This is a genomic window from Kitasatospora sp. Ki12, assembly GCF_054601375.1.
This window is the reverse complement of sequence record NZ_BAAIHT010000001.1, coordinates 481,529-501,038: the sequence shown is the minus strand read 5'-3', so window position 1 is coordinate 501,038 and position 19,510 is coordinate 481,529. Positions and strand designations below refer to the sequence as shown.

General features: G+C 68.1%; 14 protein-coding genes and 3 rRNA genes. 13 read left to right on the top strand and 4 right to left on the bottom strand.

Annotation, left to right across the window (positions count from 1 at the left end):
* The first annotated feature begins 9 nt into the window (after nt 1-9).
* Together ACYP53_RS02200 and ACYP53_RS02195 are read left to right on the top strand one after the other, a co-directional pair.
* Nucleotides 10-1,152, top strand: coding sequence for a ferrochelatase (locus ACYP53_RS02200; protein ID WP_459646511.1), 1,143 nt, complete (start codon nt 10-12; stop codon nt 1,150-1,152).
* Between the two features lie 76 nt (nt 1,153-1,228).
* A complete protein-coding gene (locus ACYP53_RS02195; protein WP_459646510.1) occupies nt 1,229-2,047 on the top strand; it encodes an inositol monophosphatase family protein in 819 nt (272 codons plus the stop codon).
* Between the two features lie 275 nt (nt 2,048-2,322).
* On the opposite strand, the gene ACYP53_RS02190 is transcribed toward ACYP53_RS02195, so the two are convergent.
* Nucleotides 2,323-2,508, bottom strand: a complete 186-nt coding sequence (locus ACYP53_RS02190; RefSeq protein WP_030057688.1) for a hypothetical protein — start codon at nt 2,506-2,508, stop codon at nt 2,323-2,325.
* A 443-nt stretch (nt 2,509-2,951) separates the two neighbouring features.
* On the opposite strand from ACYP53_RS02190, the gene ACYP53_RS02185 reads away from it, so the two are divergent.
* The 4 genes from ACYP53_RS02185 (at nt 2,952) to ACYP53_RS02170 (ending at nt 7,121) form a co-directional block, all read left to right on the top strand.
* Entirely contained in the window at nt 2,952-3,605 is a 654-nt protein-coding gene (locus ACYP53_RS02185) for a response regulator transcription factor (RefSeq protein ID WP_063349384.1), read from the top strand.
* 187 nt (nt 3,606-3,792) lie between these two features.
* Nucleotides 3,793-5,124, top strand: coding sequence for a sensor histidine kinase (locus ACYP53_RS02180; RefSeq protein ID WP_189922424.1), 1,332 nt, complete (start codon nt 3,793-3,795; stop codon nt 5,122-5,124).
* Nucleotides 5,125-5,349: 225 nt separating this feature from the next.
* Nucleotides 5,350-6,348 (top strand): acyl-ACP desaturase, encoded by a 999-nt coding sequence (locus ACYP53_RS02175; protein ID WP_189922427.1) that lies wholly within the window; start codon nt 5,350-5,352, stop codon nt 6,346-6,348.
* A gap of 473 nt (nt 6,349-6,821) precedes the next feature.
* A complete protein-coding gene (locus ACYP53_RS02170; RefSeq protein ID WP_189922429.1) occupies nt 6,822-7,121 on the top strand; it encodes a DUF4193 domain-containing protein in 300 nt (99 codons plus the stop codon).
* A 243-nt stretch (nt 7,122-7,364) separates the two neighbouring features.
* Here the strand turns inward: ACYP53_RS02170 and ACYP53_RS02165 are convergent, their stop codons facing one another.
* Nucleotides 7,365-7,814 carry a DUF3093 domain-containing protein gene (locus ACYP53_RS02165; protein WP_373313875.1) on the bottom strand — a complete coding sequence of 150 codons (450 nt, stop codon included), beginning with the start codon at nt 7,812-7,814 and terminating at the stop codon, nt 7,365-7,367.
* Nucleotides 7,815-7,950: 136 nt separating this feature from the next.
* On the opposite strand from ACYP53_RS02165, the gene ACYP53_RS02160 reads away from it, so the two are divergent.
* From ACYP53_RS02160 to rrf, 6 genes are all read left to right on the top strand, one after another.
* On the top strand, nt 7,951-8,529 hold the full coding sequence (locus tag ACYP53_RS02160) for a PaaI family thioesterase (protein ID WP_459647940.1): 579 nt from the start codon (nt 7,951-7,953) through the stop codon (nt 8,527-8,529).
* Nucleotides 8,526-8,993: a dUTP diphosphatase gene (gene dut, locus ACYP53_RS02155; protein ID WP_189922433.1), complete on the top strand. Its 468-nt coding sequence runs from the start codon at nt 8,526-8,528 to the stop codon at nt 8,991-8,993. Before ACYP53_RS02160 ends, dut begins: the two co-directional genes overlap by 4 nt.
* Nucleotides 8,994-9,062: 69 nt before the next feature.
* Complete coding sequence (locus tag ACYP53_RS02150) at nt 9,063-9,866, top strand: DUF3710 domain-containing protein (RefSeq protein ID WP_189922435.1); 804 nt, start codon at nt 9,063-9,065, stop codon at nt 9,864-9,866.
* A 416-nt stretch (nt 9,867-10,282) separates the two neighbouring features.
* Nucleotides 10,283-11,806 (top strand): 16S ribosomal RNA (locus ACYP53_RS02145).
* Between the two features lie 272 nt (nt 11,807-12,078).
* Nucleotides 12,079-15,199, top strand: a 23S ribosomal RNA gene (locus tag ACYP53_RS02140).
* Between the two features lie 82 nt (nt 15,200-15,281).
* A 5S ribosomal RNA gene (gene rrf, locus ACYP53_RS02135) occupies nt 15,282-15,398 on the top strand.
* The 16S, 23S and 5S rRNA genes sit together here, the layout of an rRNA operon.
* Before the next feature lie 78 nt (nt 15,399-15,476).
* Here the strand turns inward: rrf and ACYP53_RS02130 are convergent.
* A complete protein-coding gene (locus tag ACYP53_RS02130) occupies nt 15,477-15,938 on the bottom strand; it encodes a GNAT family N-acetyltransferase (RefSeq protein WP_189916548.1) in 462 nt (153 codons plus the stop codon).
* A gap of 127 nt (nt 15,939-16,065) precedes the next feature.
* On the bottom strand, nt 16,066-16,857 hold the full coding sequence (locus ACYP53_RS02125; RefSeq protein WP_459646509.1) for a VOC family protein: 792 nt from the start codon (nt 16,855-16,857) through the stop codon (nt 16,066-16,068).
* 202 nt (nt 16,858-17,059) lie between these two features.
* Between ACYP53_RS02125 and recD2 the strand changes: the two genes are divergently transcribed.
* A complete protein-coding gene (recD2, locus tag ACYP53_RS02120) occupies nt 17,060-19,291 on the top strand; it encodes an SF1B family DNA helicase RecD2 (protein WP_459646508.1) in 2,232 nt (743 codons plus the stop codon).
* Nucleotides 19,292-19,510 lie beyond the last annotated feature (219 nt).

Here is a 19,510-nt window from a genome sequence, read left to right as displayed (position 1 = left end):
ATCGGTGCCATGTCCGACGCGCGCAAACCCTCCCCCTCCGGCGCCGCCCCGTACGACGCCCTGCTGCTGCTGTCCTTCGGCGGGCCCGAGGGCCCCGAGGAGGTCGTCCCGTTCCTGGAGAACGTCACCCGCGGCCGCGGGATCCCCACCGAGCGGCTGAAGGAAGTGGGCAAGCACTACTTCCTGTTCGGCGGGGTCAGCCCGATCAACGAGCAGAACCGCGAGCTGCTCGCCGCGCTGCGCAAGGACTTCGCCGAGAACGGGCTGGACCTGCCGGTCTACTGGGGCAACCGGAACTGGGCGCCCTACCTGGTCGACGCCCTGCGCGAGATGGCCGCCGACGGCCACCGCCGGATCGCCGTGCTCGCCACCAGCGCCTACGCCGGCTACTCGGGCTGCCGCCAGTACCGGGAGAACCTCGCCGACGCGCTGGCCGCGCTGGCCGCGGAGGGCGTGCCCGCGCTGCGGGTCGACAAGCTGCGGCACTTCTACAACCACCCCGGCTTCGTCGAGCCGATGACCGACGCCACCCTGGCCGCGCTGGCGGAGCTCCCCGAGGCCGTCCGGGCCGGCGCCCGGCTCGCGTTCACCACCCACTCCATCCCGGACACCATGGCCGAGACCTCCGGCGCCCCGGACGACCCGGCCCGCGGCACGCCGGGCGGCGCCTACGTCGCCCAGCACCTGGACGTGGCCCGGCTGATCGCCGTGGCCGTCGCCGAGCGCACCGGCGTCGCCGACCGGCCCTGGGACCTGGTGTTCCAGAGCCGCAGCGGAGCCCCGCACACCCCGTGGCTGGAACCGGACATCTGCGACCACCTGGAGGCGCGGCACGCCGAGGGCGCGCCCGCCGTGGTGATGGTCCCGATCGGTTTCGTCTCCGACCACATGGAGGTCAAGTACGACCTCGACACCGAGGCCGTCGCCAAGGCCGCCGAACTCGGCCTGCCGGTGGCCCGCGCCGCCACCGTCGGCGCCGACCCCCGCTTCACCGCCGCCGTGCGCGATCTGCTCCTGGAGCGGGCCGCGACCGAGCGCGGCGAGGATGTGACCCGCTGCGCCCTCGGCCGGCTCGGCCCCAGCCAGGACGTGTGCGCGGTGGCCTGCTGCCCCAACCCGCGCGCTCCGCGCCCGGCCGTCGCCGAGCGCTGACCGTCCGTCCCGCGTGCCGGCCGTCCTGCCCGCCCGCCCGCCGACCGTCCGTCCCGCCGTTCCGGAGGAGAATCCCGTGACCGCCCCCGCCCAGCCCGACGACCGGCTCCTCGACGACCTGCTGGACGTCGCCCTGGACGCGGCCCGGCAGGCCGGCGCCCTGCTGCGCGACGGCCGCCCCGCCGACCTCGGTGTGGCCGGCACCAAGAGCAGCCCGGTCGACGTGGTGACCGAGATGGACCTCGCGTCCGAGAAGCTCGTGCTGGAGCTGATCACCGAACGCCGCCCGGCGGACGGCTACCTCGGCGAGGAGGGCGCCGAGCGGTCCGGCACCAGCGGGGTCCGCTGGGTCGTGGACCCGCTCGACGGCACGGTCAACTACCTGTACGGGCTGCCCTCCTGGGCGGTCAGCGTGGCGGCCGAGGTGGACGGCCGGGCGGTCGTCGGCGTGGTGTACGCCCCGGCGCGCGAGGAGCTGTTCCACGCCGTGCTGGGCCGGGGCGCCCGGCTGAACGGCGCGCCGCTCTCGGCCCGCCCGGCCCCGCCGTGGGGGCAGGCGCTGATCGCCACCGGCTTCAACTACGTCCAGTCGGTGCGGGTGCGCCAGGCCGAGGTGCTGCTGGCCCTGATGCCCGAGGTGCGGGACGTCCGCCGGGGCGGGGCGGCCGCCGTCGACCTGTGCGACGTCGCCGCCGGGCGGCTGGACGGCTACTACGAGCGCGGCCTCGCCCCCTGGGACCGCGCGGCCGGCTGCCTGATCGCCGCCGAGGCCGGCGCCCTGACCGGCGGCCGCCCCGGGCACGGCCCGGACCGCGAGCTGACCGTGGCCGCCGCCCCGGGCGTGTACGAGCCGCTGCAGGAGCGCCTGGCCGCGCTGCGCGCCTGGGCGGACTGACCGGCTGGGCGGACTGACCGGCTCCGGTCGGCCCGGACCGGGGTCGGCCGACGGGCCACCCGCCGACCGGCCCCGGGCACGACAAGAGCCCGGGGCCGGCGGCGAACCCGAACACGCGAAACATGCGAAACACGTGAATCGCGCGAAACGTGCGAAGGGCCCGGGCATGCGAAGAGCCCTGGCATACGGGGGATGCCAGGGCCTGGGGTTTCGCACGGCCCCCACAGGGCCGCAGGTGCCGGAGTCCCGGCGACGGGTCGGTGGTACCGGACGGGTCAGGCAGCGGTGCGGTGGCGCTCCAGCACCGTGTCGACGCCGTGCTCGGCGGCGAGTCGGCGGAGGTCGTCCAGCTCGGACTGCTCCACCTCGGCGAGGAACTCGTCCCCGGCCTCGATCGCGCGGTGCAGGTCCTGCTCGGCGTTGGCTATGCGCTGCAGGATTCCGGCCTTGAAGGCGTCCATACGGGCCCCCTTACTGTGTCGGACGTGCACGGTCGTGCGTTCTCCGCCCCGAGGAGGTTCAGCCGGTGAATGCGCCCCGGCCGGCAGGTGGTGGCTCTCCGGTCGGGCGCGGAGACGGCCTTCGGCCGCTCCCGGTGATGTCCCAGCCCCAGGGCCGGCGCGGATGAACGCACGGCGGGTGGGTGCGATCGGCCAAGAACCAGATCGCGGGTGTGCAGCTGTCCTCCCCCGGGAGGGGGCCGGGAAACCTCCCGGCGGAAGAAAGTTGCCCGTGTCACATTCCAAGCGGAGTGATACCGACACGAACGGTCACCGTCGCGGCCCCGGGCGTCCTGCCCGAGTGGCAGCTTATCGCTGCTTTACCGCAGGACCAGGCAGGATGGAGGCACCGTCGGAGCCGTGCGTCCGCTTTCCGGGGCCGGCCTGGAGAAGGGACAACGACCGTGCGGGTTCTCGTCGTCGAGGACGAGCAGCTGCTTGCCGAGGCCGTCGCGACCGGCCTGCGCCGCGAGGCGATGGCCGTCGACGTGGTGTACGACGGGGAGGCCGCGCTCCAGCGCATCGCGGTCAACGACTACGACGTGGTGGTCCTGGACCGGGACCTCCCGCTGGTCCACGGCGACGACGTCTGCCGCAAGGTGGTCGAGCAGGGCCTGGCGACCCGGGTGATCATGCTGACCGCCTCCGGCGACATCAGCGACCGGGTCGAGGGGCTGGAGATCGGCGCGGACGACTACCTTCCGAAGCCGTTCGCCTTCAGCGAACTCGTCGCCCGGGTAAGGGCGCTGGGCCGCCGTGCGACCGTCCCGCTGCCCCCGGTACTGGAGCGGGCCGGGATCTCGCTCGACCCCGGCCGGCGCGAGGTGATCCGCGAGGGGCGCACCGTCCAGCTCGCCCCCAAGGAGTTCGCCGTCCTGGAGGTGCTGATGCGGGCCGGCGGCGCCGTCGTCTCCGCCGAGCAGCTGCTCGAGAAGGCCTGGGACGAGCACACCGACCCGTTCACCAACGTCGTGCGCGTCACCGTGATGACGCTGCGCCGCAAGCTCGGCGACCCGCCGGTGATCGTCACCGTGCCGGGCTCCGGCTACCGGATCTGACCACCGGATCGACCGCCGGCTCCGGCCACCGTTTCCGGCCACCGGATCCGGTCACCGGATCGGCCACCTGATCCCGCCGGGGAGCGACCCGCCCGGCGGGCTCCCCGGACTCATCACCGAGGAGGGCCCCCGCCCCGGGACCCCACCACCCCGCGCCCGCCACGGCGGACGCCCCGAGAGGACGATCATGACCACCCCGCCCCCGGCCGGCGGGGCCTCCGGCGCGCCCGCCGGCGGCCCGCGCGCCGTCCCGCCCAAGCCCGTGCACCCCCCGCGCTCGGCCCGGTCGAACCAGACCTACGTCCCCGGCGACGGCGTGCTCGCCTGGCTGCCCTTCCGCCCCACCATCCGGATGCGGCTCACCCTGCTCTACGGCGGGATGTTCCTGATGGCCGGCGTGGTGCTGCTGCTGGTGATGTACTTCTTCGTCCAGCAGGCCCTCCAGGAGGTCGGCCAGCCGCACCTGGTGCTCAACGGCTCGGGCATCTCGGTGCGCACCCCGGACAACCTCACCCTGACCAGCCAGTCCGCGCTCGACCAGTGGCTGAACGACTACAAGGCCTACCAGGCCAGCCAGGCGCTCAACACCCTGCTGCGCAAGCTGCTCACCGTCCTGGTCTGCCTCGCCGTGATCGCCTTCGCGGCCGGCTACGCGATGGCCGGCCGGGTGCTGCGCCCGCTCGGCCGGATCACCCGCACCGCCCGCGACGTCGCCTCCTCCGACCTGCACCGCCGGATCGAGCTGGACGGGCCGGACGACGAGCTCAAGGAGCTCGCCGACACCTTCGACGACATGCTGGACCGGCTGGACCGCTCCTTCGACTCCCAGCGCCGCTTCGTCGCCAACGCCTCGCACGAGCTGCGCACCCCGCTGGCGATCAACCGCACCCTGCTGGAGGTCCAGCTCTCCGACCCGGCCGCCTCGCCCGACCTGCAGCAGCTCGGCAAGACCCTGCTGGCCACCAACGAGCGCAGCGAGCAGCTGGTCGAGGGCCTGCTGCTGCTCGCCCGGAGCGAGAACGAGCTGACCGACCGCCGCCCGGTGGAGCTCTCCGAGGTGGCCACCCGGGCGCTGGAGCAGACCCGGGCCGAGGCGGACAAGCGCGAGGTCGAGCTGCGCTCGAAGCTCGATCCGGCCGTGGTCGCGGGCAACGGCGTGCTGCTGGAGCGGCTCGCGCTCAACCTGCTGCAGAACGCAGTCCGGTACAACACCGCGGGCGGCTGGGTCGAGCTGGCCACCGCCGCGGTGCCGGGCGGCGGCGAGCTGGTGGTCTCCAACACCGGACCGGTGGTGCCCGGGTACGAGCTGGAACACATCTTCGAGCCGTTCCGCCGGGTGAAGGGCGCCGACCGCACCCGCAGCGACAAGGGGGTCGGGCTCGGCCTGTCCATCGTCCGCTCGGTCGTGCGCGCCCACGGAGGCACCGTGGAGGCCACCCCGCGCGCCGGCGGCGGGCTCACCATGCGGGTCCGCATCCCGTCGCCCCAGGGCGCCGTCCCGGGCTCCGCCCCGCGCTGACCGCCCCTTCCGTGGGCGACCGTTTCCCGCCGCCCCCGCCAGGCCCGTCAAGACGACATAAGGCCTGGCGGGGGCGGCTTGTCTTTTCCGGCCCGAGCAACTTACGGTGTCGTAACCTACGCAACCGTAAGTGGGTCCGCCGGTGCCCCCCGCCGACGGGTCCGCACGTTGCGTGCCCGCCCAGCGCGCCCGTCCCCGCGCGTGCCGTCCTCCGGGAGCAAGACCGTGACCATCGCCCCTGTACAGCGCAGCACCGTGCAGAGCAGCCCCGCCCTCGGATCGAGCGGCTGGACCGACGCGCGGCTCATCCTGGCCCTCGAAGAGGTCGTGGAGAAGGAGCTCAACCGCCACCTGGGCGTGGCCAAGGAGTGGATGCCGCACGAGTTCGTCCCGTGGAGCCGCGGGCGCGACTTCGACGGCGTGCTGGGCGGCGAGGCCTGGTCGCTCGAGCAGTCCCAGGTGACCGCGCTGGGCCGGGTGTCGCTGGTGGTCAACCTGCTGACCGAGGACAACCTCCCCAGCTACCACCACGAGATCGCGAGCATGTTCGGGCGCGAGGGCGCCTGGGGCACCTGGGTGCACCGCTGGACGGCCGAGGAGGGCCGCCACGGCATAGCCATTCGCGACTACCTGCTCGCCACCCGGGCCGTCGACCCGGTGGAGCTGGAGCGGGCCCGGATGAACCACATGTCCGAGGGCTTCGAGTCCGACAACGCGCACAGCATGCTGCAGTCGGTCGCGTACGTGGCCTTCCAGGAGCTCGCCACCCGCATCGCGCACCGCAACACCGGCAAGCACGCCGGCGACCCGCTGTGCGAGCAGCTCCTGGCGAAGATCGCCAACGACGAGAACCTGCACATGGTCTTCTACCGGAACCTGCTGAAGGCCGCCCTGGAGATCGCCCCGGACCAGGCCATGCGGGCCATCGCCGACGTGGTGACCGACTTCCGGATGCCCGGCCACGGGATCCCCGGCTTCGAGCGCGCCGCCGCCCAGATCGCCCTCGGCGGGGTGTACAACCTGCGCATCCACCACGACGACGTGCTGCAGCCGGTGCTGCGCAAGCTCAAGGTGATGGAGATCGACGGCCTCGGCCCGGAGGGCGTGCTGGCCCAGAACGAGCTGGGTGTCTTCCTGGACGGGCTGGACGCCCAGGCGCGCAAGTTCGAGGAGCGCCAGGCCGCGATCCTGGCCCGTCGGGCGGCCCGGAAGGGCGCCGAATAGGGTGCGCCGAGGGGCGGTCGGAGTGGGTGGATTTTCCGTGGTTTGCCCCGGAAGATTCTGAACGTGACCAAGCTCACACCGTGTCGCTCCACGGTCCTGGACAACCTCGGAGAGTGATCATCCGGCCGGGGGTGTCGGTCGCCGTGCGTGACCGGATTCCGTCCTCGGGCGGACCCGTCGCGACGGTCGGCGTCCCTGGTGGGCAAGGGATTCGGTGGGTGTCCGCACCAGCTCTGCTCACTGTGCGTGTCCGGTTCGCCGAGCTCGGGAAGGGGCGGCGATGGCCCAGCGTGAGGCCTTCGCCAGCCCCGAGGATCACCCCGATGGAGGCCCGGCTGAGTGTCGATTGAGTAACAGGGCTTGAAGTAAGGCAAAATCTCCGCCTCGGGTCGGGCACAAGACCGACCCCCCATGCGTTACGTGCCCTGGAGATACCGCACACACCGCACAAACCCGGAGGGGGAGAGCGAAAAATGGCAACCGACTACGACACCCCACGCAAGACCGACGACGAGCTCAACGAGGACAGCATCGAGGAACTCAAGGCTCGGCGGAACGACAAGGGCGGAAGCTCTGTCGACGTCGACGAGTTCGAGGCTGCCGAGGGCATGGAGCTCCCGGGCGCCGACCTCTCGAACGAGGAGCTCGCCGTTCGGGTCCTGCCGAAGCAGGCCGATGAGTTCACCTGCATGAGCTGCTTCCTGGTCCACCACCGCAGCCAGCTGTACAGCGAGAAGAACGGCAACCCGATCTGCCGGGACTGCGGCGCCTGAGCACCGCGGCGGACAGGGCCCGGTGCCCGCGGCTCCCGCGGGACCGGCACACCGCTCCTTCCGGCCCCGGGCAGCGGGGCCGGACGGCAGTTCCGGGGGCCGTCCGTCCGGACGGCCCCGACAGGACGGAGCCGGCCGACACGGCGGCCGGCGCAAAGTCGTAGGGACGGTCCCGCAGCAGCGGAACCGTCCCTCTCCGTTTCACCGGTCCTTCTCGGGCCCTCGTGCCCTGGGCCCGCTCCCTCAGGCGCGGGCGCCGCGCCGGGCCTCCTCCAGCGCCTCCGACAGCTTCATCGGCGAGCGGGTCGACAGGTAGAGGTACGGCGTCGGGTCGGCCGGGTCGCTCACCTCGACCCGCAGCGCCGTCGGGACGTAGCTGCGCAGCAGCATGAAGGCGCGGGGATCGGCCTTGGGACCGCGCCAGGCCGCCGCCTCCTTGGGGCTCAGCGCCTGCGCGGTGCCGAGCGCTTCCACCGGGATCCGGGCCGGTCCGGCCACCAGCGAGCCCTGGACCACGCGGATCCGGGCGGAGCCGTAACTGCTGATCCCGACCGCGCCGGCGGCGATGCCGACCACCAGCCCGACCAGCGCGGCCGGGCCGCTGACCCGGATCAGGATCAGCGCGAGCGTGAGGCCCACCGCGACCGGGAGCAGCCACCAGGAGCGCGGCACCGTGAGGCGTTCGTCGTACATGCCCTCCATTGTGGGCGCCCTGACACCCCGCGCGGGACGCCACCCCCACCGAGGGCCTTCCTACCCCTGGGTAGGGTTGGGCGCCGTGACCGGTACGACAGCCCCCGACACCCCCACCGACCGGCCGGCGCCCACGATGCCGCCGACCCCGACGACCCCGCCGCCGGACGCCGTCCTGCCGCCGCGCGCCCCTCAGGCGCCCGCCCCCGGCACCCGGCTCGGCTCCCACTACGAGCACTGCTTCGGCTGCGGCCCGCAACACCCCGGCGGCCTGAAGATCGACGCGATCGCCGGCGAAGGACTCGACGTCACGGCCGAGTTCACCGTCCGGGACATCCACCAGGGCGGCCCCGGCCTGGCCCACGGCGGCCTGCTGACCACGGCCATGGACGAGACCCTCGGCACGCTCAACTGGCTGCTGCACGCCCCCGCCGTGACCGCCCGGCTGGAGACCGACTTCCTCTCCCCGGTGCCCGTCGACTCGGTGCTGCACTTGCGCGCCTGGGTCACCGGCGTGCACGGCCGGAAGATCTACAGCGCGGCCGAGGCGCGGATCGGCGGCCCGGACGGACCGGTCGCCGTACGCGCTCAGGCGCTCTTCATCGAGGTGAAGCTGGAACACTTCACCACGCACGGTCGTGCCGAGGACATCGAGAAGGTCCTCGACGACCCGGATCTGATGAAGCGCGCACGAGCCTTTGAGGTGAACCCTTGAGCGATACCCCCCGCCCGCTGCTGGACGTCCTGATCAAGCGCATCGACCCCGAGCTGCCGCTGCCCGCCTACGCGCAGCCCGGCGACGCCGGCGCCGATCTGCGCACCACCGTGGACGCCGAACTGGCCCCCGGCGAGCGGGTCGTCCTGCCCACGGGCATCGCCATCGCCCTCCCCGACGGCTACGCGGCCTTCGTCCACCCCCGCTCCGGGCTGGCAGCTCGTTGCGGAGTTGCTCTCGTGAACGCCCCGGGGACGGTCGATGCCGGGTACCGTGGAGAGATCAAGGTGATCGTCGTCAATCTGGACCCGCGCGAGGGGGTCAAGTTCCGCCGAGGGGACCGAATCGCCCAGCTGGTGATCCAGCAGGTCGAGAAGGCCCGCTTCCACGAGGTGGAGGAACTGCCCGGGTCGGCACGTGCCGAGGGCGGGTTCGGGTCGACCGGCGGCCACGCCGCGGTCTAGCATTCCCGCGGCCTCGCAGGAAGCCGAGCAGGTATTCGCATCGGTCTTGGACCGGGAAGGACAGTGACCGTGTTCCGTCGTCGCCAGAAGAGCGAGGACGCTGTCGAGCAGCTCGCCGACGACGCCATCAGCGCCGATGAGACGGCCGATGACGTCGAAGGTTCCGCCGAGAGCGAGAACGTGACCGAGCTGGATGTGGCCGACCGGGTCGGCCTGCCGCCGGCTCCGCGGCCGGACGGTCCGTGGGACCACTCCGAGCTGGAGAACCCCGAAGAGGGACGGGTGGACCTCGGGGGTCTGCTGGTCCCCGGTGTCGAGGGCATGGAGCTTCGGGTCGAGGTCGCCGGTGACGCGATCGTGGCCGCGACCCTCGTGCTCGGCAACAGCGCCATCCAGCTCCAGGCTTTCGCGGCCCCCAAGTCCGAGGGCATCTGGGGAGAGGTCCGGGAGGAGATCGCCAACGGCATCACCTCGCAGGGCGGCCTCATCGAGGAGGAGGAGGGCCCGCTCGGCTGGCACCTCCGCGCCCAGGTCCCCGTGCAGCTGCCGGACGGCACCCAGGGTGTCCAGCTGGTCCGGTTCGTCGGCTGCGACGGTCCGCGCTGGTTCCTGCGCGGCGTGATCTCGGGCCAGGCGGCGGTGCAGCCGGAGATGGCCGGGATCCTGGAGCAGGTCTTCCGGCAGACGGTCGTCGTGCGCGGTGAGTCCCCGATGGCTCCCCGCGACCCGATCGTGCTGAAGCTCCCCGAGGACGCCCAGATGGTGGCCGACGGTGGCGGGGCAGCCGCTGGCGCCGGCGAGGCCGAGAACCGATTCGGCGGCACGGCGCTCGACCCGTTCGCGCGCGGCCCGGAGATCACCGAGGTCCGCTGACCGTCCAGATCGCCCCTGCCCGGGAGTCCGGGCGGGGGCGATTTGCATGTGGCGGGTCGGTCCCCGTACAGTTCCGGAGTCGCCGCGGGAGACCGGGGCGGCAAAGCGGAAAGCGAATCCGATGAATGAAACTCCGGAAAACGGGGCGGAAAACATCTGATAAGCTGGAAACACGAAAGAACGAAGCCCGGAGGGCCTGCTGGAAGGCAGTCCGAAGGAAGCGTCCGTTCCTTGAGAACTCAACAGCGTGCCAAAAGTCAACGCCAGATATGTTGACATCCCCGGCCTCAGATTGTTCTGGGGTTGGAGATTCCTTTTGAAGTAAAACACTAGCGAGGACGCAGTGCGCGGGATCACCCTATTCCGGTGGTTGCCGTGCCGCTCAACGCGGGTGTCGACCCGATTACGGGTATACATTCACGGAGAGTTTGATCCTGGCTCAGGACGAACGCTGGCGGCGTGCTTAACACATGCAAGTCGAACGGTGAAGCCCTTCGGGGTGGATCAGTGGCGAACGGGTGAGTAACACGTGGGCAATCTGCCCTGCACTCTGGGACAAGCCCTGGAAACGGGGTCTAATACCGGATATGACCTTCCTCCGCATGGGGGTTGGTGTAAAGCTCCGGCGGTGCAGGATGAGCCCGCGGCCTATCAGCTTGTTGGTGGGGTAATGGCCTACCAAGGCGACGACGGGTAGCCGGCCTGAGAGGGCGACCGGCCACACTGGGACTGAGACACGGCCCAGACTCCTACGGGAGGCAGCAGTGGGGAATATTGCACAATGGGCGAAAGCCTGATGCAGCGACGCCGCGTGAGGGATGACGGCCTTCGGGTTGTAAACCTCTTTCAGCAGGGAAGAAGCGCAAGTGACGGTACCTGCAGAAGAAGCACCGGCTAACTACGTGCCAGCAGCCGCGGTAATACGTAGGGTGCGAGCGTTGTCCGGAATTATTGGGCGTAAAGAGCTCGTAGGCGGCCTGTCGCGTCGGATGTGAAAGCCCGGGGCTTAACCCCGGGTCTGCATTCGATACGGGCAGGCTAGAGTGTGGTAGGGGAGATCGGAATTCCTGGTGTAGCGGTGAAATGCGCAGATATCAGGAGGAACACCGGTGGCGAAGGCGGATCTCTGGGCCATTACTGACGCTGAGGAGCGAAAGCGTGGGGAGCGAACAGGATTAGATACCCTGGTAGTCCACGCCGTAAACGTTGGGAACTAGGTGTTGGCGACATTCCACGTCGTCGGTGCCGCAGCTAACGCATTAAGTTCCCCGCCTGGGGAGTACGGCCGCAAGGCTAAAACTCAAAGGAATTGACGGGGGCCCGCACAAGCAGCGGAGCATGTGGCTTAATTCGACGCAACGCGAAGAACCTTACCAAGGCTTGACATATGCCGGAAACACCTGGAGACAGGTGCCCCCTTGTGGTCGGTATACAGGTGGTGCATGGTTGTCGTCAGCTCGTGTCGTGAGATGTTGGGTTAAGTCCCGCAACGAGCGCAACCCTTGTTCTGTGTTGCCAGCATGCCTTTCGGGGTGATGGGGACTCACAGGAGACTGCCGGGGTCAACTCGGAGGAAGGTGGGGACGACGTCAAATCATCATGCCCCTTATGTCTTGGGCTGCACACGTGCTACAATGGTCGGTACAAAGGGCTGCGATGCCGCGAGGCGGAGCGAATCCCAAAAAGCCGGCCTCAGTTCGGATTGGGGTCTGCAACTCGACCCCATGAAGTTGGAGTTGCTAGTAATCGCAGATCAGCATGCTGCGGTGAATACGTTCCCGGGCCTTGTACACACCGCCCGTCACGTCACGAAAGTCGGTAACACCCGAAGCCGGTGGCCTAACCCGTAAGGGGAGGAGCCGTCGAAGGTGGGACCAGCGATTGGGACGAAGTCGTAACAAGGTAGCCGTACCGGAAGGTGCGGCTGGATCACCTCCTTTCTAAGGAGCACATGGCCGCTTGCAGGCGAATGTTCTGCACGGTCGCTCATGGGTGGAACGTTGACTATTCGGCACAGTTCGTAAGGGCCTGTTAGTACTGCTTCGGCGTGGAAAACAGAGCACTGCGGGTTGTTTCGGGCACGTTGTTGGGTCCTGAGGGAACGGGTTTCCGTTGTCTCAGTGCCGGCCTCACTTGAGGCAGCCCGGTTGGGTTGTCGAGGGTGTGTGACTGGTCGTTGTTTGAGAACTGCACAGTGGACGCGAGCATCTGTGGCCAAGTTTTTAAGGGCGCACGGTGGATGCCTTGGCACTAGGAACCGATGAAGGACGTGGGAGGCCGCGATAGGCCCCGGGGAGCTGTCAACCGAGCTTTGATCCGGGGGTGTCCGAATGGGGAAACCCGGCAGTCGTCATGGGCTGTCACCCGCTGCTGAACACATAGGCAGTGTGGAGGGAACGCGGGGAAGTGAAACATCTCAGTACCCGCAGGAAGAGAAAACAACCGTGATTCCGGGAGTAGTGGCGAGCGAAACTGGATGAGGCTAAACCGTATTGGTGTGAGACCCGGCAGGGGTTGCCAATGCGGGGTCGTGGGATTTTTCTTGATCGGTCTGCCGGCCGGTCGGCGAGTCAGAAACCGTATGGGTAGTCGAAGGACATGCGAAAGGTCCGGCGTAGAGGGTAAGACCCCCGTAGACGAAATCTGTACGGCTCGTTTGAAGAACTCCCAAGTAGCACGGGGCCCGAGAAATCCCGTGTGAATCTGGCGGGACCACCCGCTAAGCCTAAATATTCCCTAGTGACCGATAGCGGATAGTACCGTGAGGGAATGGTGAAAAGTACCGCGGGAGCGGAGTGAAATAGTACCTGAAACCGTGTGCCTACAAGCCGTGGGAGCGTCGTTCATCAGCTTGCTGGTGGGCCGTGACTGCGTGCCTTTTGAAGAATGAGCCTGCGAGTTTGCGGTGTGTAGCGAGGTTAACCCGTGTGGGGTAGCCGTAGCGAAAGCGAGTCCGAATAGGGCGACCCAGTTGCATGCCCAAGACCCGAAGCGGAGTGATCTAGCCATGGGCAGGTTGAAGCGCGGGTAAGACCGTGTGGAGGACCGAACCCACCAGGGTTGAAAACCTGGGGGATGACCTGTGGTTAGGGGTGAAAGGCCAATCAAACTCCGTGATAGCTGGTTCTCCCCGAAATGCATTTAGGTGCAGCGTCACGTGTTTCTTGCCGGAGGTAGAGCACTGGATAGGCGATGGGCCTTACCGGGTTACTGACCTTAGCCAAACTCCGAATGCCGGTAAGTGAGAGCGTGGCAGTGAGACTGTGGGGGATAAGCTCCATGGTCGAGAGGGAAACAGCCCAGAACACCGACTAAGGTCCCTAAGCGTGTGCTAAGTGGGAAAGGATGTGGAGTCGCAGAGACAACCAGGAGGTTGGCTTAGAAGCAGCCACCCTTGAAAGAGTGCGTAATAGCTCACTGGTCAAGTGATTCCGCGCCGACAATGTAGCGGGGCTCAAGCACATCACCGAAGTCGTGTCATTGCAGCATATAGGGCCAACGCCTGCTGTGATGGGTAGGGGAGCGTCGTGTGCCGGGTGAAGCGGCGGTGGAAACCAGTCGTGGACGGTATACGAGTGAGAATGCAGGCATGAGTAGCGATACAAGAGTGGGAAACTCTTGCGCCGATTGACCAAGGGTTCCTGGGTCAAGCTGATCTGCCCAGGGTAAGTCGGGACCTAAGGCGAGGCCGACAGGCGTAGTCGATGGACAACGGGTTGATATTCCCGTACCCGCTTTGAAGCGCCAACGCTGAACCTCTTGATGCTAAGCCCGTGAAGCCGTCCTGGAGCCTTCGGGCAAAGGGAAGTGGTGGAGCCGGTGACCCAACAGGGTAGTAGGTGAGCGATGGGGTGACGCAGGAAGGTAGTCCAGCCCGGGCGGTGGTAGTCCCGGGGTAAGGGTGTAGGACGTGAGGTAGGCAAATCCGCCTCACACATAGTCTGAGACCTGATGCCGAGCCGATTGTGGTGAAGTGGATGATCCTATGCTGTCGAGAAAAGCCTCTAGCGAGTTTCATGGCGGCCCGTACCCCAAACCGACTCAGGTGGTCAGGTAGAGAATACCGAGGCGTTCGGGTGAACTATGGTTAAGGAACTCGGCAAAATGCCCCCGTAACTTCGGGAGAAGGGGGGCCATTCCTGGTGATGGGTCTTGCACCTTGAGCTGGGGGTGGCCGCAGAGACCAGCGAGAAGCGACTGTTTACTAAAAACACAGGTCCGTGCGAAGCCGTAAGGCGATGTATACGGACTGACGCCTGCCCGGTGCTGGAACGTTAAGGGGACCGGTTAGCTCTGTTTCGACAGGGCGAAGCTGAGAACTTAAGCGCCAGTAAACGGCGGTGGTAACTATAACCATCCTAAGGTAGCGAAATTCCTTGTCGGGTAAGTTCCGACCTGCACGAATGGCGTAACGACTTCTCGACTGTCTCAACCATAGGCCCGGTGAAATTGCATTACGAGTAAAGATGCTCGTTTCGCGCAGCAGGACGGAAAGACCCCGGGACCTTTACTATAGCTTGATATTGGTGTTCGGTTCGGCTTGTGTAGGATAGGTGGGAGACTTTGAAGCAGCAACGCCAGTTGTTGTGGAGTCGCCGTTGAAATACCACTCTGGTCGTGCTGGATGTCTAACCTGGGTCCGTGATCCGGATCAGGGACAGTGTCTGGTGGGTAGTTTAACTGGGGCGGTTGCCTCCTAAAGGGTAACGGAGGCGCCCAAAGGTTCCCTCAGCCTGGTTGGCAATCAGGTGTTGAGTGTAAGTGCACAAGGGAGCTTGACTGTGAGACTGACGGGTCGAGCAGGTACGAAAGTAGGGACTAGTGATCCGGCGGTGGCTTGTGGAAGCGCCGTCGCTCAACGGATAAAAGGTACCCCGGGGATAACAGGCTGATCTTCCCCAAGAGTCCATATCGACGGGATGGTTTGGCACCTCGATGTCGGCTCGTCGCATCCTGGGGCTGGAGTAGGTCCCAAGGGTTGGGCTGTTCGCCCATTAAAGCGGTACGCGAGCTGGGTTTAGAACGTCGTGAGACAGTTCGGTCCCTATCCGCTGTGCGCGTAGGAGTGTTGAGAAGGGCTGTCCCTAGTACGAGAGGACCGGGACGGACGAACCTCTGGTGTGCCAGTTGTCCTGCCAAGGGCATGGCTGGTTGGCTACGTTCGGGAGGGATAACCGCTGAAAGCATCTAAGCGGGAAGCCTGCTTCGAGATGAGCACTCCCACCTCCTTGAGAGGGTAAGGCTCCCAGTAGACGACTGGGTTGATAGGCCGGATATGGAAGCCCTGTAAGGGGTGGAGTTGACCGGTACTAATAGGCCGAGGGCTTGTCCTCAGTTGCTCGCGTCCACTGTGTTGTTCTGAAACAACGACCCACCCGAAGCTTGGTCGGGTGTCGGTTGACAGTTTCATAGTGTTTCGGTGGTCATAGCGTGAGGGAAACGCCCGGTTACATTCCGAACCCGGAAGCTAAGCCTCACAGCGCCGATGGTACTGCAGGGGGGACCCTGTGGGAGAGTAGGACGCCGCCGAACAATCATTCAGAAGAACCCCCATCCGGATCCCGGATGGGGGTTCTTCGCGTTTACGGCGTCATTTCCGTAATTCCGTTGTCAGAGCTTCAGCTTGAACCCGATGTGCGACGGCTCGAAGCCGAGTCGCTCGTAGAAGCGGTGTGCGTCGGTGCGGGTGGCGTCGGAGGTGAGCTGGACGAGGTCGGAGCCGAGTTCGCGGGAGCGTTCGACGGCCCACTGGATCAGGACGGTGCCGAGCCCGCTGCCGCGTTCGTCGGCGTGGATGCGGACGGCTTCGATGATGGTGCGGGTGGCGCCCCGTCGGGAGAGGCCGGGGACGACGGTGAGTTGGAGGGTGCCGACGGTGCGGCCGGCGCGTTCGGCGACGACCAGGTGCTGGTGCGGGTCGCCCTCGATGCGGGTGAAGGCTTCGCGGTAGGGGGTGAGGTCGTCGGGGCTCTCGCGGGTCGCGCCCAGTGGGTCGTCCGCGAGCATCGCCACTACCGCGGGGAGGTCCGCCCCGGTGGCCCGGCGGATCGTGAGATCGGTCCTGTCGCTCATGATCAGAGAATAGAAGCGCTGGTCTCCCACCCTCCACCTGTCTACGCCCGTAGCACCCCTTCACGCCCCTTCTGGGAGGTTCTGGGGGGAGGTGCCGGGGAAGTGCCGGGGGCGAGGTGATCCGCTGTCACTCCCCGGGCCCGGCACTGGTGATGACGGCGAAGGCGGCGCCGTGCGGGTCGGTCAGCTGGGCGAGGCGGCCGACGCCGTGGACGTCGGTGGCCGGGATCCGCACGGTCGCGCCGAGGGTGCTCGCGATGGCGAGGCTGGCGTCCGGGTTGGGGACCTCGAAGTAGGGGAGCCAGTGCGAGCCGGTGCCGGCGGCGGTGCGTTCGGGGCTGAGCTGGGCGATGCCGCCGTGGGCGTCGTCGGTGCCGCCGCCGGCCGGGGTGAGGACGGTGTAGAGGGAGCCTTCGAACGGGACGTCCTGTTCCTGCCAGCCGAAGACCGTCCGGTAGAAGGACTTGGCGCGTTCGGCGTCGACGCTGTGGCACTCGGCCCAGCAGAGGCTGCCGTTCTCGTCGACGACGTCCAGGCCGCGGGTGTCGTGCGGCTGCCAGACGGCGAAGTCGGCGCCGGAGGGGTCGGTGTAGCCGGCCATCCGGCCCGCGGTGAAGACGTCGAAGGGAGGGAACCGGACGGTGCCGCCGGCCTGTTCGACGAGTTCGGTGGTGCGGTCGGCGTCGAGGGTGGCGAAGTACAGGGTCCAGCCGGGCAGGGCGCCCTCCTCGGTGAGGGGGCCGAGGGCGGCGACGGTGCGGCCGTCGAGCCGGAAGAAGCCGTAGCCGCCGGCTTCGGGGCCGGCCGAGGCGAAGGTCCAGCCGAACAGCGCGGTGTAGAAGTCGACGGAGGCCCGGGTGTCGGGGCTGCTCAGGTCGAGCCAGTCCGGGGAGCCGGGGTGGAAGGCGGTGTTGAGCATGTCGGTGCAGCTCCTCGGACGGGGCCGGGCCCGGGAGGGGCGCGGTCGACGGTCCCCCTGCGTCCCTCACAGCCTGGCACCTCGGCCGGGGCGCTGCACGGCAGGCCACCGGCCCGGATCGGCCGGCCGGAGAGTGTGGACCTGTCGGGGCCGGGCGGTACGGTGCGTAGCGCAATGTTCCACCCGTACTGGAGGGGGCCCGGTGAGCAAGCAGGCGCCGTCGGAGCAGCAGCCGCGGCAGCTAGCGCAGGTCGAGGGCGTGCTGGAGCGGATCACCTACGCCAACGAGGAGACCGGCTACACGGTGGCCCGGGTGGACACCGGCCGGGGTGCGAACGATCTGCTGACGGTGGTGGGCGCGCTGTTGGGGGCGCAGGTCGGGGAGTCGCTGCGGCTGCACGGCCGGTGGGGTTCGCACCCGCAGTACGGGCGGCAGTTCACGGTGGAGAACTACACCACGGTGCTGCCGGCGACGGTGCAGGGCATTCAGCGGTACCTGGGTTCGGGGCTGATCAAGGGGATCGGGCCGCGGTTCGCCGAGCGGATCGTGGAGCGGTTCGGGGTGGACACCCTGGAGGTGATCGAGAACGAGCCGGGCCGGCTGATCGAGGTGCCGGGGCTGGGGCCGAAGCGGACGAAGAAGATCGCGGCGGCCTGGGAGGAGCAGAAGGCCATCAAGGAGGTGATGGTCTTCCTGCAGGGGGTCGGGGTGTCGACCTCGCTGGCTGTGCGAATCTACAAGCAGTACGGCGACGGTTCGATCGGTGTGGTGAAGAACGAGCCGTACCGGCTGGCCTCGGACGTGTGGGGCATCGGCTTCCTGACGGCGGACCGGATCGCCCAGGCGGTGGGGATCCCGCACGACAGCCCGGAGCGGGTGAAGGCGGGGCTGCAGTACGCGCTGTCGCAGAGCAGCGACCAGGGGCACTGCTTCCTGCCGGAGGAGCGGCTGATCGCGGACGGCGTGAAGCTGCTGCAGGTGGACGTGGGGCTGGTGATCGACTGCCTGGCGGAGCTGGTGGCGACCGAGGGGGTGGTGCGCGAGCAGGTGCCGGGGGAGGGCGGCGAGTCGATCACGGCCGTGTACCTGGTGCCGTTCCACCGGGCGGAGATCTCGCTGGCCAACCAGCTGCTGCGGCTGCTGCGTTCGGACACGGACCGGATGCCGTGGTTCGCGGACGTGGACTGGCCGGTGGCGCTGGACTGGCTGGCGAAGCGGACGGGCGCGGAGCTGGCGCCGGAGCAGGAGCAGTCGGTCCGGCTGGCGTTGACCGAGCGGGTCGCCGTACTGACGGGCGGTCCGGGGTGCGGCAAGTCGTTCACGGTGCGGTCGATCGTGACGCTGGCGCTGGCGAAGCGGGCCAAGGTGGTGCTGGCGGCGCCGACCGGCCGGGCGGCGAAGCGGCTGGCGGAGCTGACCGGGGTGGAGGCCTCGACGGTGCACCGGCTGCTGGAGCTGAAGCCGGGCGGGGACGCCGCGTACGACCGGGACCGGCCGCTGGACGCGGACCTGGTGGTGGTCGACGAGGCCTCGATGCTGGACCTGATCCTGGCGAACAAGCTGGTCAAGGCGGTGCCGATGGGCGCGCACCTGCTGTTCGTGGGGGACGTGGACCAGCTGCCGTCGGTGGGGGCCGGGGAGGTGCTGCGGGACCTGCTGGCGGAGGGCGGGCCGATCCCGTCGGTGCGGCTGACCAGGATCTTCCGGCAGGCGCAGCAGTCGGGGGTGGTGACGAACGCGCACCGGATCAACGAGGGCAGGCCGCCGCTGACGGAGGGTCTGGCGGACTTCTTCCTGTTCGCGGAGGACGACGCGGAGCGGGCGGCCGGGCTGACGGTGGACGTGGTGGCGCGCCGGATCCCGGGGAAGTTCGGCTTCGACCCGCGCCGGGACATCCAGGTGCTGGCGCCGATGCACCGGGGGCCGGCGGGTGCGGGCGCGCTGAACACGCTGTTGCAGGGGGCGGTGACGCCGGCCCGGGAGGGGCTGGCTGAACGCCGCTTCGGTGGTCGTACGTTCAGGGTGGGGGACAAGGTCACGCAGATCCGCAACAACTACGACAAGGGGCGGAACGGCGTCTTCAACGGCACAGTGGGAGTGGTGACCGCCCTCAGCGTGGACGACCAGCGGCTGACGGTGCTCACCGACGAGGACGAGGAGGTGGGGTACGACTTCGACGAACTGGACGAGCTGTCGCACGCGTACGCGGTGACCATCCACCGCTCGCAGGGCAGCGAGTACCCGGTGGTGGTGATTCCGGTCACCATGTCCGCTTGGACGATGCTCCAGCGGAACCTGCTCTACACCGCTGTGACCAGGGCGCGGAAACTCGTGGTGCTGGTCGGGTCACGGAAGGCGATCGCCCAGGCCGTACGGGCCGTCAGCGCAGGTCGGAGGCATACCGCGCTCGATCATCGGCTGACTACTGGATGATTATCCAACAGGATGGTTGCCTCTAAGGTTCTCTTGACGTGAAGAGATTTACGGCAGAGCCTAGGGTGGTGCCGATCTTGTCCGGTTCGTACCGGCTGCGGCGGCAGGTTTTGTAGGGGCGGGCCCTTTCGGGCCACCCCGGGTGCGCGGCTGTCCTCCGGATGGGGGATCGTGGAGACAGTCAGGGCACCTTGGAAGAGGATTCATTTCGTCGGTGAG

Bases quoted from the DNA above. Each gene is read 5' to 3' on its own strand.
- ACYP53_RS02200 (WP_459646511.1), top strand. From the start codon at position 10: ATGTCCGACGCGCGCAAACCCTCCCCCTCCGGCGCCGCCCCGTACGAC.
- ACYP53_RS02190 (WP_030057688.1), bottom strand. From the start codon at position 2,508: ATGGACGCCTTCAAGGCCGGAATCCTGCAGCGCATAGCCAACGCCGAG.
- ACYP53_RS02180 (WP_189922424.1), top strand. From the start codon at position 3,793: ATGACCACCCCGCCCCCGGCCGGCGGGGCCTCCGGCGCGCCCGCCGGC.
- ACYP53_RS02170 (WP_189922429.1), top strand. From the start codon at position 6,822: ATGGCAACCGACTACGACACCCCACGCAAGACCGACGACGAGCTCAAC.
- ACYP53_RS02165 (WP_373313875.1), bottom strand. From the start codon at position 7,814: ATGTACGACGAACGCCTCACGGTGCCGCGCTCCTGGTGGCTGCTCCCG.
- ACYP53_RS02160 (WP_459647940.1), top strand. From the start codon at position 7,951: ATGCCGCCGACCCCGACGACCCCGCCGCCGGACGCCGTCCTGCCGCCG.
- ACYP53_RS02130 (WP_189916548.1), bottom strand. From the start codon at position 15,938: ATGAGCGACAGGACCGATCTCACGATCCGCCGGGCCACCGGGGCGGAC.
- ACYP53_RS02125 (WP_459646509.1), bottom strand. From the start codon at position 16,857: ATGCTCAACACCGCCTTCCACCCCGGCTCCCCGGACTGGCTCGACCTG.